Source organism: Paenibacillus sp. IHBB 3054, assembly GCF_051594305.1.
In the GTDB taxonomy this organism is placed as follows: Bacteria; Bacillota; Bacilli; order Paenibacillales; family Paenibacillaceae; genus Paenibacillus_AQ.
On sequence record NZ_JBOFBG010000001.1, the window covers coordinates 581,512 to 596,486 of the forward strand.

Consider the following 14,975-nt stretch of genomic DNA (forward strand, 5'->3'; position numbering starts at 1 on the left):
TTTGTGCCAGCGTATGTAAGGTTTTTTGGTGAAAGAAAAATAGCCAGCTTCCCTTATGCTACCTCTTGCATTAAGGAAATCTGGCTATGATACTTATCATCTTACCGGAGAACCAGTGAAATCTCGAGTACATCTTGAGGTCTGAGCTTCATATCAATTCCGCTGTTAAGCAGCGTCTTGTCGTTCACTTTCAGCTTCCAGTCTTCACTGGTGAGCGGCGTGTACCCCATGACCGTGAGTACCGTCTTGTTGTCTTCCGCCAACTGAACAATTCCGCTGCTCTTCAGCAGACCCCGGACAGACAGGTCTTCGCTATAAGATAAAATATGTGAATGTGTCAGTTCAGGCTGCTCACTCCCGCCGTTCACTGTAAGAATAATGGGCAGAAGCGGGGCATCTCCGGCTGCCGGCTTCGCAGTAATAACAATCGCCTGCTCCCGCGAGACTGGACTATTCCAATCGGTTATGATTTTGCCGCCAAGCTGAATCTGCCAGATCATGTCCGGGGCAAGAAAAATTTTATTGACTGCCAGTATGCTAAATCCGTCTTCGGCAAAAGTAACGACACCGCTACTCTTCAGCAGCTCTATAAGCGTTATTCCTGGCTTGTATGCTTCGCTGAGCTGTCTCCCTGAGTTCCCTGCCAGCTCATTATCACCGGCCATTAGTGAAAAAGCAGGGCCTGCAGCCCCGGCTGCGGCATTGTTTCCGTTCGCATCTGAACCAAATGCCGAGCATCCGCCTAGCGTCGCAATGATAATTAAACCTACCCATAAACGCCACAGAAATTTCGTGGACATTCCCGGCACCGCCCTCTTCCGCCCGATCATAACCTCAATCATTCTCTCAGGTCTTTAGTCATTATGTATACTATCTTTTAAGAATAACGCAAACTAGCTTTGTTCTCAAACGATAAATTTCGGGAGTTAATCAGGCAGCGAAGCGGTGAAGAAGAAAAAAAGTCCCCGCAGGGACTTTGAGAACAGCATGCTCTATTTTACTGATAACGCAGGAACAAGATGTTATTCTCCAGATGCACATGCTCGAAGGTCATTCCCTCTAACTCCTCCAGGCGGGCATAGGTCAGGCGATAGGTTGTGCAGGCATGCTCTGGCGGAGTGAAGTCGTTCGTAACTCTGCGGAGCTCCCGCAAAATCTCACCGGCTCCGTCATGCTCTTCTTCCAGCGTATGCAGCAGCCCGCGCAGCTCGGCCAATCCTTCTTCGCTCGGATTCTCGGAGTAGGCAAGCATCTTAGGGAATTCGGATTCCTCCTCCTTCGCTGTATGCTGCAGCAAATCTTCCCTCAGGAGGTTAAACAACCGGTAAACTTCACCCAGATGCGGAGAATCCTCGCCATGGACGCGGAATACCTTGGTTACATTCTGACTGATCAAGGGCAGCTCTTCGCGCAAGTACCGGTGATGCTTGCCTACAATATACTCAACCAGCTCAGCGGAAGATGCCTCATTCCAGGCAGTGTCTACATCAAGCACCGGATGCTCTTTCAGCAGTTTATGCAGATCTGCAAGCAGGGTCTCCGGGTCAAGCCCTTTCTCAGCTGCCACTTCGGCCAGCGGCTTTGCGCCCCCGCAGCAGAAATCGATCCGCTGTCCTTTGAAATAATCTGCCGCCTTAGGGAATTGCAGTACAATATCTCTGACCATGTCCGCTCCGGTAAACTGGATAGGCGCTGCCGCAGAATGGCTCCCCGCATTGTCCTGTGTTCCTGTAATTGTATTATTGAATTGATTGGCCGTCATAATGGCCCCTCCCTTACGTTATTGGTTTCTGTTACCCTTCCACCTTAACGCCAAGAGAGGCCCAAGCTAGTGATTGAACGCACTGAATATATAAAATTTTATTGAACGTCAAATGTAATATTTGATAACTTTGAAAATTCCGAAAGCTTTTCCACTTTTTCATTATAAGCACAAAACGTTTTGCTTAGAATTTTTAGATTTTCAACAAACTTATCATAATATCCAATTTCATTCATCAATCCCCGCATCCCTTCCGATAAATTTGTCAATTTTATATATTCTGCCTGCATGTCAGGATCGTGTTTTAATCGGTGAATATAATCAGAAATTTTCTCTCGTTCGTTTACAACTCCCTCGTCTGTTATGGTAAGCCAATTCTCGATATAGTCATTAATATGTTTTTCATACTTTTCAATATCTTTAATTGTCAGCTTTTCGTACATGTCTACTATTTCTTGAGGATATTTTATAACTTCGACTTCATCTAAGAATTTAATTATGGAAATCCACGCTTCCTCTTTTTCCGGCGTATCTATAGGTTCATTTAAGAAAGAACTGTATTGCATGATCAACATCTTCCCAAAGTTCCCTGGAAAAATACGCTCAATCTGCTTTTTCATAAAGCCCTCTCTGCTTCGCTCATCCAGCTCAAGAGTTTTATTCAGAACCGATAGTTGTTTTGTTAATTGAAGAAGTCCAATCTCATCAGAATCAAAACTGCTCAGGCTGGATTGAAGCACATTTTTACTTTTTCCAAGTCTTTTGATCTCACTGTCAAGTCTTACCAAGTGTTGCTCTAAACAATCTTTTAACATTTGAGGGTTCGATATCATTGTTTTGATATCTTTCAGGGGTACATCAAATTGTCTCAAAACAGATATTTGCACCAATACATCGGCATCACTTTGCGAATACTCCCGATAATTGTTTTCAGGATTAACATGAGGGCTTACTAACCCTTCTTCCTCGTAATAGTTTATTGCTTTTTTGGTAAGGCCCGTAATATCCATAATCGCACTTATTTTCATTAATAACACCTCCTTGTAATAAAATAAGCTAATACCCAAGGGAACAGTCAATAGCTTATTTCCACAGCCATAGTTCAGATTGTCCGTGCTTATTATTGTTAGCGATTTCAAGCCCAACTCAAAACAGCGCGCACCGATTGTACCGGCACGCGCTGTTGTCATAGACATTCCCACTGGTTTATTTTATATTCTTACAATCCTTCTTGTATCAACCTTCGCTATCGGACCGTCGCCTGCATATAAGTCCGTTTGCCCTCAGCGTCCTTCAAGTAAGGTCCCAGCCCGGCAAAGCGGGAATGGTCTACATACACCCCTGTCATCCATCGGCCCTCAGTCAGGCCGCCATTCCACTGCAGAACAAGATCGGGAGCTGCGATCCATTCCTGATACACTCTTATGTTCTTTTCTTTATATTCTTTGCTGGGTTTGCCAATCTCGGCCAGCCTTAGATTATTCATATAGGTCGGTACGAAATACGTGGAAATTGTATCGAGATCATCGCCATCCAGAAAGGCTTCTTCGCCCAAGTATGGCTGAAACAGCACCGTATTCTCATACAGCGACCATATCACAGCCTGCAGCACCATGCTCTGCCGGATGCCATTATGGAAGGTGAACCTGCGCTGCTGGCCGGAGCTGAGATTGTCCGGGACTGCCGACGGTTCCAGGCAATGCCGTTCACAGCCGATGCATTTCCAGCCGGTCGGGCTCTGGATCCATTTCTGAAACACGCTCCCGCTATCGTTGTCTCCCTTGTATAAGGAGGAAATGATTTCGTAGGGCACTCCAATCCACGCATCCCATAACGAGCCGGGAAGATGCCCGTGCAGCATAAACAACGTCTTGTCGTAAATGAGCTGAACTCTAATTGAGGCGGTCTCCAGCTCAGCAACATCATCTTTTCCATATGTTATTTCCCGGGAAAACAAGGTGGTTTTCATCTTCCTCGCCTCCTAAAAGTTTTGTTAGCGTTACTTCATCGAGTCCACTTCGACAAAACTCACTTCGAAAGCATACACTTAGTTTTGTTAGCGTTACTTCTTCGAGTCCACTACGACAAAACTTACTTCGAAAGCATATTCATATATTTGGTAACGCTCGCACACCGCCCGGCAACAGTTTTTTCTATTATATTATATCCTGTGGTTGATTGTGCAAGTTTTATTTGAAAAAATTTGAATAAATTTGAAAAAGCCCCTTTTCCACGTAGCGGAAAAGAGGCGATCAATAGGACGCTGAAGCGCGGGCTACTCGACCCAGCTCTCTGCCCAGGACTGAATTTGCTGCATAACCGGCTCAAGTGCGCGGCCCTTAGTGGTTAATTCGTACTCGATGCGCACCGGAGTTTCCGGATACACATGCCTTACCAGAATGCCCTCACATTCCAGATCCTTCATTCGTTCGGACAGCATCTTATCGCTCATTGATGGAATCAGGCCGGAAATATCCTTAAAACGCTTCGGTCCACTCATCAATGTCTGGATAATCAGCCCATTCCAACGTTTGCCTAAGAAAGAGAAGGCCGTTTCGAATCTTGGGCACATCGTCAGTTGATGTTCTTCCATTGTTCTCACCTCTCACTTGTGAAACTTACAATTAGTTAGTATATATAATTTTACCACATTTATAGCGTAATGAACATCGTTTACCAAAAAAAAGTTCACTAGCCTACCTAATTATATCCCTGATGTCAATCCACGGTGCCTTGCGGCGGCTTTCGCTGTGCAATCGCCTCGGTTACCACGTAAGCCAGATCATCGTTGCTATAGAGGGACAATACTCCAAGAACCGTATCATCGGAGATAAAGCCTGCTTCTTCCTCGGGTACAGTCAGCGCCAGTGCCCTGCTGAGCGCGGCATTGCCCTCCTGCTGCGGGTAAGCCTGCAGATACAGCGCATGCGGGTCTAATTTGTTGTTCACACACCATTGGGCAAACACGAGAATCATCATTTCCTCATCCCGTTTGTAGCTTTCGATAATCTGCTCTTCCATTGATTTGCTGTACTCGTCCATAGTGTGCTCCTTTCTGCTCTTCTGTCATTCGGCAAGCTTCGCTGCCAGCACATGGCTGGGCAGAACGGCGGAAGCTGCGATGCCGCATTGCTCCGGGGTATGAATATTGTTCAAAAAATGACTGACCACGCCGCTGAAGCCTCTCCGCTCCAGAATCGTATCCCAGCTTCCGAAGCTTTGGTTGCGTGGCAGGGAACCCTTCTCGAATAATGTAACCTTCTCCATGTCCACCACTTCTACTGATCTGCCGTTTCCGTGCAGCTCCAGCTTCTCAAGGTCAGCTCCGGCATCCCTGACCATGCTGAACATTCCGCTCTCCCCGCTGGTCCAGGACAGCATTCCGGAGGATTGAAGCAGCCTGCCTTCCTGATCGGACTTAAGGCTGCTGTGAAGCAGCTCATAATCCCCGCCGCAGAGCCAGAGCAGCAGGTCCAGCATATGAATCAGATCATCATGCACAGTTTCACGGCTGCTGCCGGATTGCAGCTTCGTGCGGTGTTTGACCGCCTGACAATGGCTGATGCCGCCGGCTTTGGTTAGCCAGGCCTTGGCTGCCATATACATCGGGGCATACCGGCGGTTGAAGCCTACAGCCAGAAGCAGTCCTTTGTCTTCGGCCAGCTCCGCCATCCGCCGGGATTGTTCCAGCTCATAAGACAGCGGCTTATCCACATACACCGATAATCCGTGCTCCAGGCACTGGGTCACAATCTCATAATGAGTAGGCGTGGGACTGTGCACGAAGACCGCATCAAGATCCCAGGACAGCAGCTCGTTTAGATCGGTCGTACCCTTGGGCAAGCGGTACATACGGACCGCTCCCTGAACCGTAGCCGGAGAATGGCTTAGCACTCCAACGACCTCGGCCTGGTCATGACGGGAGAGCAGCGGCAAATAGACTTTACGGGCAATATCACCGATGCCGACCATCGCCACTCTTTTACGTGCAGTGTTATTCATCATAGCCTCTCCCTCTTCTGTCATTCTTAGATGTATTATACAGTGACAAGCTCATTCGACAAATGATCTTTGCTTCATTAATTACTTTTTTTTCAGTATGATGAGATGAATGAACGGAAGAAAGGGAATAGTAGAATGAGAAAATGGCTGATGGCTTTGCTGTATGTTGCGGGTGTAATCCTCGCGTTTATCTATAGAAATGAAATCCTGGGCTGGCTGCGGGAGGACCATAATCTCCTCCTGTCGATCGGCGCAGCCACATTGCTGGCCTTTATTCCTGTCATACCCTATAAAGCTGTCATCGCTTTATTCGGATATGCCTACGGAAGTGTAGCCGGCGCAGCCATCTGCTGGTTAGCAACCACTATAGCTGCCGCGGTAGTGTACGGCATCGTAAAATATATATTTCAAGACAGGGCGGGTACATACTTAGCCTCTATACCACTGCTTGAGAAATTCTCGTCTGCCGTACAGCGGCGCCCCTTTGCTTCCATTGTGCTTGCCCGTCTGACTCCGGTAATTCCGCAAATGGCGGTGAACATCTACGCCGGTGTATCTGGACTGCACTTCTGGAGTTATCTCGCCGCTACCGGCCTAGGCAAAATCCCTGGCATATCGCTGTACGCCTTTCTTGGAGGACAACTGGTCCTCCATCCGAAAAGCGCTGTTATAGCTATTCTGGTCTATGTCGCCGTAATCGCACTGGCCGTATGGTCCCTCCGGTCCCGCCGTTCCTTGGAATAAAGAGTCAACTGAGCACACATGTGGCAGTGAGAGTCCCGGCTGCTATGAGGATGTTGCTTACGAGCTTTCCTCCACACGAATTGCATCCGCTGGCAGAGTGATCTAATTTGCTTTATAATTAAATTGAATTGTGATCTATTTAATTGCATTCTATGAATGGAGGGATATTTATGAGTGATGTTCAGTCTAACCATATAGCCACCAAAACAGAAAAAGCGACTTTTGCGGGAGGCTGTTTCTGGTGCATGGTATCTCCTTTTGAGGAGCTGCCGGGTATTGTCGAGATCCTCTCCGGTTATACGGGCGGGCATACAGTCAATCCGACCTATGAAGAAGTGTGCTCAGAAACGACCGGCCATGTTGAAGCGGTACAGATTACCTTTAACCCGGATATTTTCCCATACAGCAAGCTGCTGGAGCTGTTCTGGCAACAGATAGACCCTACCGATGCCGGAGGACAATTCTATGACCGCGGAACTTCCTACGGCACGGCAATATTCACCCATTCGGAGGAGCAGCGCCGGCAGGCAGAAGCTTCCAAGGCTGCGCTACAGGCCAGCGGACGTTTCCCGGGGCCAATTGTAACCCCAATCCTGCCGGCCAAACCGTTTTACCCTGCCGAAGAGTACCACCAGGGTTATCATCATAAGAATCCCGGACACTACAAGCGTTACCGCAAGGGCTCCGGCCGGGATGCTTTTATCGAGAATCACTGGACACATCAGGAGGATAAAAATAGCCTGAAGGAACGTTTGACGCCACTACAATACGAAGTGACGCAGAACAACGCAACGGAATCGCCTTTCCGCAACGAATTCTGGGATCATCATGGAGACGGTATATACGTAGATATCGTATCCGGCGAGCCGCTCTTCAGTTCACAGGATAAATTCGATTCCGATTGCGGGTGGCCCAGCTTTACCCGGCCGATCCGCGACTATTCAGTCAAGGAGAAAACCGATCTCAGCCACTTGATGATCCGCACGGAAGTACGCAGCAAAACTGCCGATTCCCATCTTGGTCATGTGTTCAACGACGGTCCCGGTGAAAATGGCCTGCGGTACTGCATCAATTCGGCTGCCCTGCGTTTTGTGCCGAAAGAAGATCTGGAGAAGGAAGGCTATGGAGAGTACCGCGTGCTCTTCCAGCATGCCTGATTCATAAAGAACAGGAATTCTAAACATCTAACAAATACAAAAAAAAGAAACTCTGATTACAGAGTTTCTTTTTTTGTATTTGCTTATGCAGGGTCAAGCTTCGTAATAAGTGGTGCAAAATTAATCACTGAGAATTTATTCGCACTGGTTGGATCACCACTGCCTACAGCAACCTTTTGTGTTGTTGAGAGGCTGCTGGTCCAAGGGGTGTAATTTGCCCCGGCTGTGTCCGTACGCAGCTGGGTTTGGGAGAAGCTGGCTTGGCTGTACGAGCTGGCGCCTTGATCCTCCACACCGTGTATCATTTTCACTTTGTTATACGTCCCCAGCGCCTTCGACGCATTGCCGACATCCTTGTGGTCGGTCCAAGGGAGCGCCGCACCATTCAGATACAGGGTGGCTTGACGCGTGGAATGATCATAAGTGAGCTTAAGGTCAACCGTCTGGCCTTTGGCAAGACTCGATACAACTTGGGAATTATAATACGTGCTGGTTCCTCCGTAGGAGGCTCCAAGAAACACTTTGAACCCAAGGTAAGAGTAGGAAATCCCCGCTTCAATGGAGGCATCTCCGATGCCCAAGTACCAGTCGACGTAGCCGTTTACCGGATTAATGGTTGTCGGCAGAATAAGCTTTGTTGTTACCCCTGTGTAGCTGGCTGCATTGGTAATTGTTCTAACTGCTCCGTGTCTGTTCATTCTTATCCATCTCCCTATACATATTAGTTAGTAGAAGCTGGCGCGCCATCTTTGCTTCTCATCTATTAGGGAAATTTCATAAGAGAATTACAACCAAGCTCCGAAAAAACTTATCATCCCATACAGGGGGCTCATTCTTTATCCTTTATTCTCCGGTTCACCCGCATCTTCTTCGGGGGCAGTTCTATTCTCCGGTGCAGGCTCTGCGCTGCTGCGGTTCAGAGTCTCCCTGCCTTGCTCCCGGTTGGTCTGGCCGATGTGATCCCTATGCGTCTTCTCACGCTCCTTGGATTTTCTCCGGAACCAGAGGACAATCACTGTAACCACTCCGCCTACAAGGAGCACCGGAAGTGCCGCTGCAAGGAAAACAACCAGCCACTGCAACATAATAGACATAGCGTTCAGGCTGCTCTTGAGCGCATCCGATGCCCGCTCTAACAGCGGACCCTGCTCTTTCTTCTGCGTAACAGCAAGGCTTTCGTCCGTCTGATAGAGGCGGAGCTCCACGGTGGAGAAGGAGACATTTTGATCAATATAACGCATTCTGCCTTTAATCTGCTCGATTTCCTCCTGAATCGCTCCAAGCTGGTTAGCGAAAGCGACCAGATCGGACGATTTGGTTGCTTTTTTCATAAACTCGATATACTGGTTCTCCATCAGCTGCTTAGCCTTAAGACGTGATTCCAAATCAACATATTCTTCTGAGACGTCCTGCCCGGTGATGCTTTGCTGAATATTCTCATTCTTGATCTTCTCCAGATTATCCAGAAAAGAGGCGAATCCGGAAGCCGGCACCTTCAGAATAAAGGTCCCGCCCTTCTCGTATTCAGACATATTCTCCGAAAATTCAATAATATAGCCGCCGGCCAAAGTAATCATGTTCCGTACATCACTTTGCGCTGAGGCATAGTCCTTTACCTCCATATTGAGGTTGGCCCGGTAGATCAGCTTCTTGTTCAGTCCGGCTGCAACATCGCTCCCGGTAAATCCGGAAGGTTGTTCAGCACCCTGTTCTGTACCTAGATTCTTGGCTGTCCCCGTCTTGTTCGCATCGGTTTTCTGATCCTGCCCGCCTGCTGTTACTGTAGCAGACTCCGCCGAAGAATCCTTCGATTGAACCAAAGCAGCCTCAGGTGCTGAATCTGCCGCCCCTCCCTCAGAGAAGGTGTTCGCACTGAGTTGATCAGCAGCCGAGTTGTTGTCGTCGCCTGAACCGCAGCCTGCCAGCACAACTGCTAGAACAAATAAAAATAAAAAGTAATGCAGACCCCATTTTCGCATTCTCATTCCTCCAAAAGTGTAGTGGAATTTCAGCTTCTTCTATATAAACTACTCCGGCGAAAGGCCCTTTGATCTCTGAGTCTCTTCCGCGTTATTTATTTTGACGTTCCAAAAGCTGGAAGGTTGCAGGAGATTGGAGAATTTCGGACCTTTTTTGATGTTTATTCCCAAAAATAACACCGTTTACATCGCAAACAGGATCATTCGAATGCTGAATGATCCTGTTTGCGAAATCAGGCTTTATTTGCTACAATAATCGTGTCTGAAAAGACAGGAAACACCAAAAACCCTCTATTCACAAGGAATAAGGGCAGGGTTCTGTTCGGACAAGCTCCACCTTGCTGAACAGGACAAATCAAAACGTTCTAATCATGTTGCCAATCCACTATAAGGGGAGGTGAACCCTCATGGCAAAAGACGTATTGTGCGCAGTGAACTCTTGCACCTATTGGGCAGAAGAGAACAAATGCAACGCTGAGTCCATTTTTGTTGCTTATCACAGCTCCAAAGAGCCTACACAGTCTGAAGAAACAGACTGCAAAACTTTCGAAAGTAAATAAGCGTAAACTTAGAAGGGACCCTCCACGGTTCCTTCTTTTCTGTTACCCATTCTATCAAGAATGAGAATTATTATCAAGTGTTTATACTAAAAAAGATCGCCACAAAAAACCAATCCGGGGTGGAATACCCCGGATTGGTTTTTACAGTATATATGCCGACCTTAGCTGGACTTCTTCCGGAATATTCAGCCCCCTCCGGATCACCAGGAAATTGGAGGCCAGTTATAACGGACGTATCAGCGGCTGACCGCTCCGCTCTTCTCTCTGACAATCACGGCAGCCTGCACCATGTTGCGCAGCGCCGCTCCGGTTTCTTCCCAGCCCCGTGTCTTCAGGCCGCAATCCGGATTAATCCAGAACTGTCCGGCATCAAGCACACGCAGCGCCCGCTCAATAGCCTGTGTCATTTCCTCTACCTTCGGTACACGCGGACTATGAATATCATACACACCAAGACCGATTCCCTTGCCATACTCCTGCTCTTCAAAGCTGACGATCAGCTCCCCATGGCTGCGCGAGGTCTCGATGGAGATTACATCGGCATCCATCGCCGAGATTGATCCGATCATGTCATTGAACTCACTGTAGCACATATGCGTATGGATCTGCGTGGTCGCCTTCACAGGGTTGGTAGCGATACGGAAAGATCTTACCGCCCAGTTCAAATAATGCTCATGATCTTCAGCCTTTAACGGCAGGCCTTCACGGATCGCCGGTTCATCCACCTGAATCATCTCGATTCCCGCTTCCTCAAGCGCCTGAACCTCATAACGCAAGGCAAGGGCGATTTGGTTGGCCACCTCTTCACGGCTGAGATCATCACGGACAAACGACCAGTTCAGAATAGTCACCGGACCGGTCAGCATCCCTTTTACCGGAAGACTGGTGAGGGACTGGGCGTACAGACTTTCCTTCACTGTCATAGGGCCGGTAAACGCGACATCGGCATAAATGACCGGCGGCTTCACACAACGTGAACCGTAGGATTGGACCCAGCCCCCTTTGGTAAAGAGGTACCCTGCCAGCTTCTCGCCGAAGAATTCAACCATATCCGTCCGCTCAAATTCACCGTGCACGAGCACATCCAGCCCGAGCTCCTCTTGAAAAGTAATCGCATCTGCAATTTGCTGGCGGATAAATCCGTCATAACGCTCCTGGTTCCAGACGCCCTTGCGCCATTTGAGCCGGGCCTGGCGCACTTCAGGCGTCTGCGGGAAGCTGCCGATCGTCGTTGTCGGCAGCAACGGCAGCTGCCACTTCTGCTGCTGTACCTTTACGCGTTCCGCGAAGGGCAAGCTGCGGCTGTCCGGCAGCTTATCCAGGCTGCGCACCTGCTCAGCCACATCCCGGCGCCCGCGTTCCGGCAGGGCGCGGAACACATTCAGCGCCTCGCGGCTCTCGGCGAGCGCTGCGGCATAGACCAGTCCATCCTCTCCCGCCGCTGCTGCAATCAGACTCAGCTCCGCCAGCTTCTCGTCGGCGAAGGCCAACGCCTGCCGTACCGCAGGCTTTAACTTGTCCTCGCCTTGAACGGTTACCGGCACATGCAGCAGACTGGAGGATGGCTGGAGGATCAGCCGTTCGTCCGGCACATGGGACTTCAGCGCACGGACCAGCTCAAGCTTGGCATCCAGATCGGAGCGCCAAATATTGCGCCCGTCGATAATGCCCGCTCCCAGCCATTTGTCCTCCGGCCAGCCCAGGCGCCGGATCGACGCCAGATTAGCCCCGCCGTCATGGACAAAGTCCAGTCCGATACCCTGCACAGGCAACTCCAGCAGCACTTCCAGCGGCTCTGCAGCTTCAAAGTAAGTCTGCAGCAAGACTTGAAGTCCGGGCACTGCTGCAGCGATCTCTCTGTAGATAGTTCCCAGCAGTTCCACTTCTTCCGCGGTTAAGCCGGTGACAATTGCCGGTTCGTCGATCTGTACCCAAGCCACGCCTTCCTGCTGCAGCTCCTGCAGCAGCTGCACATACACCGGCAGGAAACGGGCAGCAACCTCTGCAATTTGATCAGCAGCGAATCCCTTGGAGAGCTTCAGGAAGGTATAGAGCCCGACTATAACCGGCTTGCCTTCAATACCCGCCTGCTCTTTGGCGAAACGGTAGGCAGCGAGCGGTTTGTTCTCAATCAGGCGGGGAGTCTGCTCGCCGATTTCCGGCACGATATAATGGTAATTCGTATTGAACCATTTGGTCATCTCGCAGGCAGGGGCGGCCGAATTGCCGCGCGCCATGGCGAAGTACAGATCGAGCGGAATGTCACCGCCGTCGTAGGCATAACGTGGAGGAACAATGCCAAACATAGCAGCGGTATCCAGCACATGGTCATAAAAGGTGAAATCATTGACAGGAATCAGTGCGATCCCGGCCTGCTGCTGTGTCTTGAGGTGCTGAAGCTGAATACCGGCCATTTCCGCGCGGAAGGTTTCTTCATTGATTTTGCCGCTCCAGTAAGCCTCCAGCGTCTTTTTCCACTCCCGGTTCTTTCCGATTCTCGGATAACCGAGGCTGCTCGTCTTGATGTTGTTTGTCATTACAGTCACTCCCTTGTCTATAGTAAATGCCTTAAGCTTTAGTTAATGATCTCAGTCGTTATCAATAATAAAGAGCGTCTTCCCCTAACCAGGCCGCAGGGAAAGACGCCCATGGGCTGCCAATGGGTAACGTCTTAACACCTCCCTATCTTCCGTAGGTACTGCAGTGCTGTTGAGACAGGCAGGTCTCCTGGCTAGCGGCGTCGGCATCCATCAGCAAGTCTTCCCGGCGAAGTAGAGATGGCCAGTGACATAGGCTGCTATGAACTCTTCCGTTACAGTGGCGGGACCGCATCGGCTTGTCACCGAATTTCCCTATTAAGCCTCCGGGCCTTTCTGATGCTCCGGCTGGCGCCTGTCTCCGATATTTGCAAATTGTATTCATCCCGTAATCTGATGCCATCATACTGAATCCGATACCTTATCCGCAACAGATTTACGGGTATTCCCGTTATACACATTCCCTATAGCTGGCGCCGTGCAGGCTCATTTTGCGGGGATTCTGCCGCACATTCCCTCACAGCCTCCCTTTAAGAAGCAGCTTCAGCAAAACGTTTGGTATACAGCAAAAAGAACCGGCCGCACCGTCCTTGGCAAGGAGGTACACCCGGTTCTTTTTCGATAAATGATAGCAATCAACGGACTATTCCAGCCTGTCTTTTAGAACCAAACGAGGTAGACTACGCCGGCAAGAACGAGACGGTAAATCGCAAACGGCATGAGCTTGATCCGGTTGATCAGCTTCAGGAAAAACTTCATAGAGAGCAGCGCGAACAGGAAGGCACTAATGAACCCGGCAATAAAAAACGGCAGGGCATCTATCGTAAAATACTGCCAGTTCTTGACCAGTGAAATCAGACTCGCACCCGCCATAATCGGCACTGCCATAATAAAGGTGAAATCTGCAGCCGCACGGTGGCTCATACCCAGCAGCACTCCACCTGAGATGGTCGATCCGGAGCGTGAAAAGCCGGGCCAGAGCGACAAGCATTGGATCAAACCTACCGATAGCGCCTGTCTATATGTAATTTGGTCAACACTCTCTGTCTTGATTTTTTTGGGGGCGAACCGGTCGGCAAAAATCATGAATATTGCACCAATGACCAGACCGATCAGCACCGTCGACGTCGAGAATAAATGCTCGTCGATGTAATCCTCGAACAGAAACCCGAAAATTCCTGCAGGAATAAGTCCCACAATGACCTGCGCCAGCTTCAGCCGGCCTTCCGTCTCCACCGGAGGCTGCCCTTCCGGCACCGCCGTCAGCTCCTTGCGGCTGAACCGCTTGAGACCCAGCAAGTCGATGAACCGGTTGCGGAAAATGATGACTACCGCCAGGATCGACCCCAGCTGGATGACTACTTTGAACGTGTTCGCCGCATATTTTCCTAGAAATTCCTGGGATTTCAGCCACATATCATCCACGATTACCATATGGCCGGTCGAGGATACCGGAGCAAATTCAGTTAATCCTTCTACAATGCCCAGAATGATGGCTTTCATGATAGTCAGCAGCTCCATATTGATCCCCTCCTTTTTGTTGACCTCACCCTATGCGAGGCTTTAAATGTTCTGAGAAACCTGTGTATTAAATTAATCCGTGGTATCTACCGCTTTTCTACCGGACTGGCGTTTGCGGAAATAGAGCACACCACCCACAACAACTCCCACAGCAATCAATACGTAGACGACACTCGAGTAAGCTTCCATGTACACGCCAATATCCTCCCAGGATTCTCCCAGCGCAGCACCAAGCAGAATAAGCAGCACATTCCAGCCGAGCGTCCCGATCGTCGTAAACAGCATGAATAATCCGAATTTCATCCCCGACATTCCGGCAGGAATGGAGATCAGACTCCGCACCAGCGGAATCATCCGGCAGAACAATACCGTCCAGTAGCCGTATTTGTCGAACCAGGCATCCGCTTTGCGGATATCTTTTCCGCTGATCCGGAGCAGTCCGCCCCAGCGGTCCACAATCCGCTCCAGTCTGTTCACGTCCAGCATCCGGCCGATCCAGTACAGCACAAGCGCTCCCAGCAGCGAGCCAGCCGTTGAGGCGATTAGCACGCCGGGGATGGTCATCCCGGAAGTGGTTGTCATGAAACCGCCGAACGGAAGGATTACCTCCGAGGGGATAGGCGGAAAAATATTTTCCAGGGCCAGCATCAGAAAAATGCCCAGATAGCCGAACTGTTCCATAAAATCGGTAATCCATGTTTTCATTTCGTGCT

15 protein-coding genes and 1 riboswitch are annotated in these 14,975 nt (G+C 49.7%); of the genes, 3 read left to right on the plus strand and 12 right to left on the minus strand.

The genetic code is table 11. From position 1 onward, the window contains the following. Window positions 1-101: 101 nt before the first annotated feature. The 7 genes from ACQ76X_RS02885 to ACQ76X_RS02915 all read right to left on the minus strand — a co-directional run bounded on the left by ACQ76X_RS02885 (window position 102) and on the right by ACQ76X_RS02915 (window position 5,764). Window positions 102-800 (minus strand): hypothetical protein, encoded by a 699-nt coding sequence (locus tag ACQ76X_RS02885; protein ID WP_438491365.1) that lies wholly within the window; start codon window positions 798-800, stop codon window positions 102-104. 197 nt (window positions 801-997) lie between these two features. Next, window positions 998-1,666, minus strand: coding sequence for an iron-sulfur cluster repair di-iron protein (ric, locus tag ACQ76X_RS02890; protein ID WP_438491604.1), 669 nt, complete (start codon window positions 1,664-1,666; stop codon window positions 998-1,000). A gap of 194 nt (window positions 1,667-1,860) precedes the next feature. Beyond that, window positions 1,861-2,790 carry a MerR family transcriptional regulator gene (locus tag ACQ76X_RS02895; RefSeq protein ID WP_438491367.1) on the minus strand — a complete coding sequence of 310 codons (930 nt, stop codon included), beginning with the start codon at window positions 2,788-2,790 and terminating at the stop codon, window positions 1,861-1,863. 218 nt (window positions 2,791-3,008) lie between these two features. Next, window positions 3,009-3,731 (minus strand): hypothetical protein, encoded by a 723-nt coding sequence (locus tag ACQ76X_RS02900; RefSeq protein ID WP_438491368.1) that lies wholly within the window; start codon window positions 3,729-3,731, stop codon window positions 3,009-3,011. Between the two features lie 306 nt (window positions 3,732-4,037). Continuing rightward, window positions 4,038-4,355 carry a winged helix-turn-helix transcriptional regulator gene (locus ACQ76X_RS02905; protein ID WP_038594991.1) on the minus strand — a complete coding sequence of 106 codons (318 nt, stop codon included), beginning with the start codon at window positions 4,353-4,355 and terminating at the stop codon, window positions 4,038-4,040. Between the two features lie 125 nt (window positions 4,356-4,480). After that, window positions 4,481-4,804 (minus strand): hypothetical protein, encoded by a 324-nt coding sequence (locus ACQ76X_RS02910; protein ID WP_341118946.1) that lies wholly within the window; start codon window positions 4,802-4,804, stop codon window positions 4,481-4,483. 24 nt (window positions 4,805-4,828) lie between these two features. Further along, window positions 4,829-5,764, minus strand: a complete 936-nt coding sequence (locus ACQ76X_RS02915) for a Gfo/Idh/MocA family protein (protein WP_438491606.1) — start codon at window positions 5,762-5,764, stop codon at window positions 4,829-4,831. 135 nt (window positions 5,765-5,899) lie between these two features. Between ACQ76X_RS02915 and ACQ76X_RS02920 the strand changes: the two genes are divergently transcribed. Then, on the plus strand, window positions 5,900-6,508 hold the full coding sequence (locus ACQ76X_RS02920; protein ID WP_438491370.1) for a TVP38/TMEM64 family protein: 609 nt from the start codon (window positions 5,900-5,902) through the stop codon (window positions 6,506-6,508). Between the two features lie 170 nt (window positions 6,509-6,678). Further along, window positions 6,679-7,665, plus strand: coding sequence for a peptide-methionine (R)-S-oxide reductase MsrB (gene msrB / locus ACQ76X_RS02925; protein ID WP_438491372.1), 987 nt, complete (start codon window positions 6,679-6,681; stop codon window positions 7,663-7,665). A gap of 83 nt (window positions 7,666-7,748) precedes the next feature. Here msrB and ACQ76X_RS02930 read toward each other — a convergent pair whose 3' ends face one another. Both ACQ76X_RS02930 and ACQ76X_RS02935 read right to left on the minus strand, forming a co-directional pair. Beyond that, window positions 7,749-8,363, minus strand: coding sequence for a hypothetical protein (locus tag ACQ76X_RS02930; protein WP_438491373.1), 615 nt, complete (start codon window positions 8,361-8,363; stop codon window positions 7,749-7,751). A 138-nt stretch (window positions 8,364-8,501) separates the two neighbouring features. After that, the gene (locus ACQ76X_RS02935) at window positions 8,502-9,644 is read right to left on the minus strand and encodes a DUF4349 domain-containing protein (protein ID WP_438491374.1); all 1,143 of its coding nucleotides are present in this window, start codon (window positions 9,642-9,644) and stop codon (window positions 8,502-8,504) included. A gap of 407 nt (window positions 9,645-10,051) precedes the next feature. Between ACQ76X_RS02935 and ACQ76X_RS02940 the strand changes: the two genes are divergently transcribed. After that, on the plus strand, window positions 10,052-10,204 hold the full coding sequence (locus ACQ76X_RS02940; RefSeq protein ID WP_076108838.1) for a DUF1540 domain-containing protein: 153 nt from the start codon (window positions 10,052-10,054) through the stop codon (window positions 10,202-10,204). 236 nt (window positions 10,205-10,440) lie between these two features. Here ACQ76X_RS02940 and metE read toward each other — a convergent pair whose 3' ends face one another. The 3 genes from metE to ACQ76X_RS02955 all read right to left on the minus strand — a co-directional run bounded on the left by metE (window position 10,441) and on the right by ACQ76X_RS02955 (window position 14,967). Further along, complete coding sequence (gene metE, locus ACQ76X_RS02945) at window positions 10,441-12,741, minus strand: 5-methyltetrahydropteroyltriglutamate--homocysteine S-methyltransferase (protein WP_438491376.1); 2,301 nt, start codon at window positions 12,739-12,741, stop codon at window positions 10,441-10,443. A 163-nt stretch (window positions 12,742-12,904) separates the two neighbouring features. Continuing rightward, window positions 12,905-13,115: riboswitch (cobalamin riboswitch) on the minus strand. Between the two features lie 286 nt (window positions 13,116-13,401). Then, complete coding sequence (locus ACQ76X_RS02950; RefSeq protein WP_438491378.1) at window positions 13,402-14,262, minus strand: undecaprenyl-diphosphate phosphatase; 861 nt, start codon at window positions 14,260-14,262, stop codon at window positions 13,402-13,404. Window positions 14,263-14,334: 72 nt separating this feature from the next. Next, window positions 14,335-14,967 carry a DedA family protein gene (locus ACQ76X_RS02955; RefSeq protein ID WP_438491380.1) on the minus strand — a complete coding sequence of 211 codons (633 nt, stop codon included), beginning with the start codon at window positions 14,965-14,967 and terminating at the stop codon, window positions 14,335-14,337. Window positions 14,968-14,975: the final 8 nt, after the last annotated feature.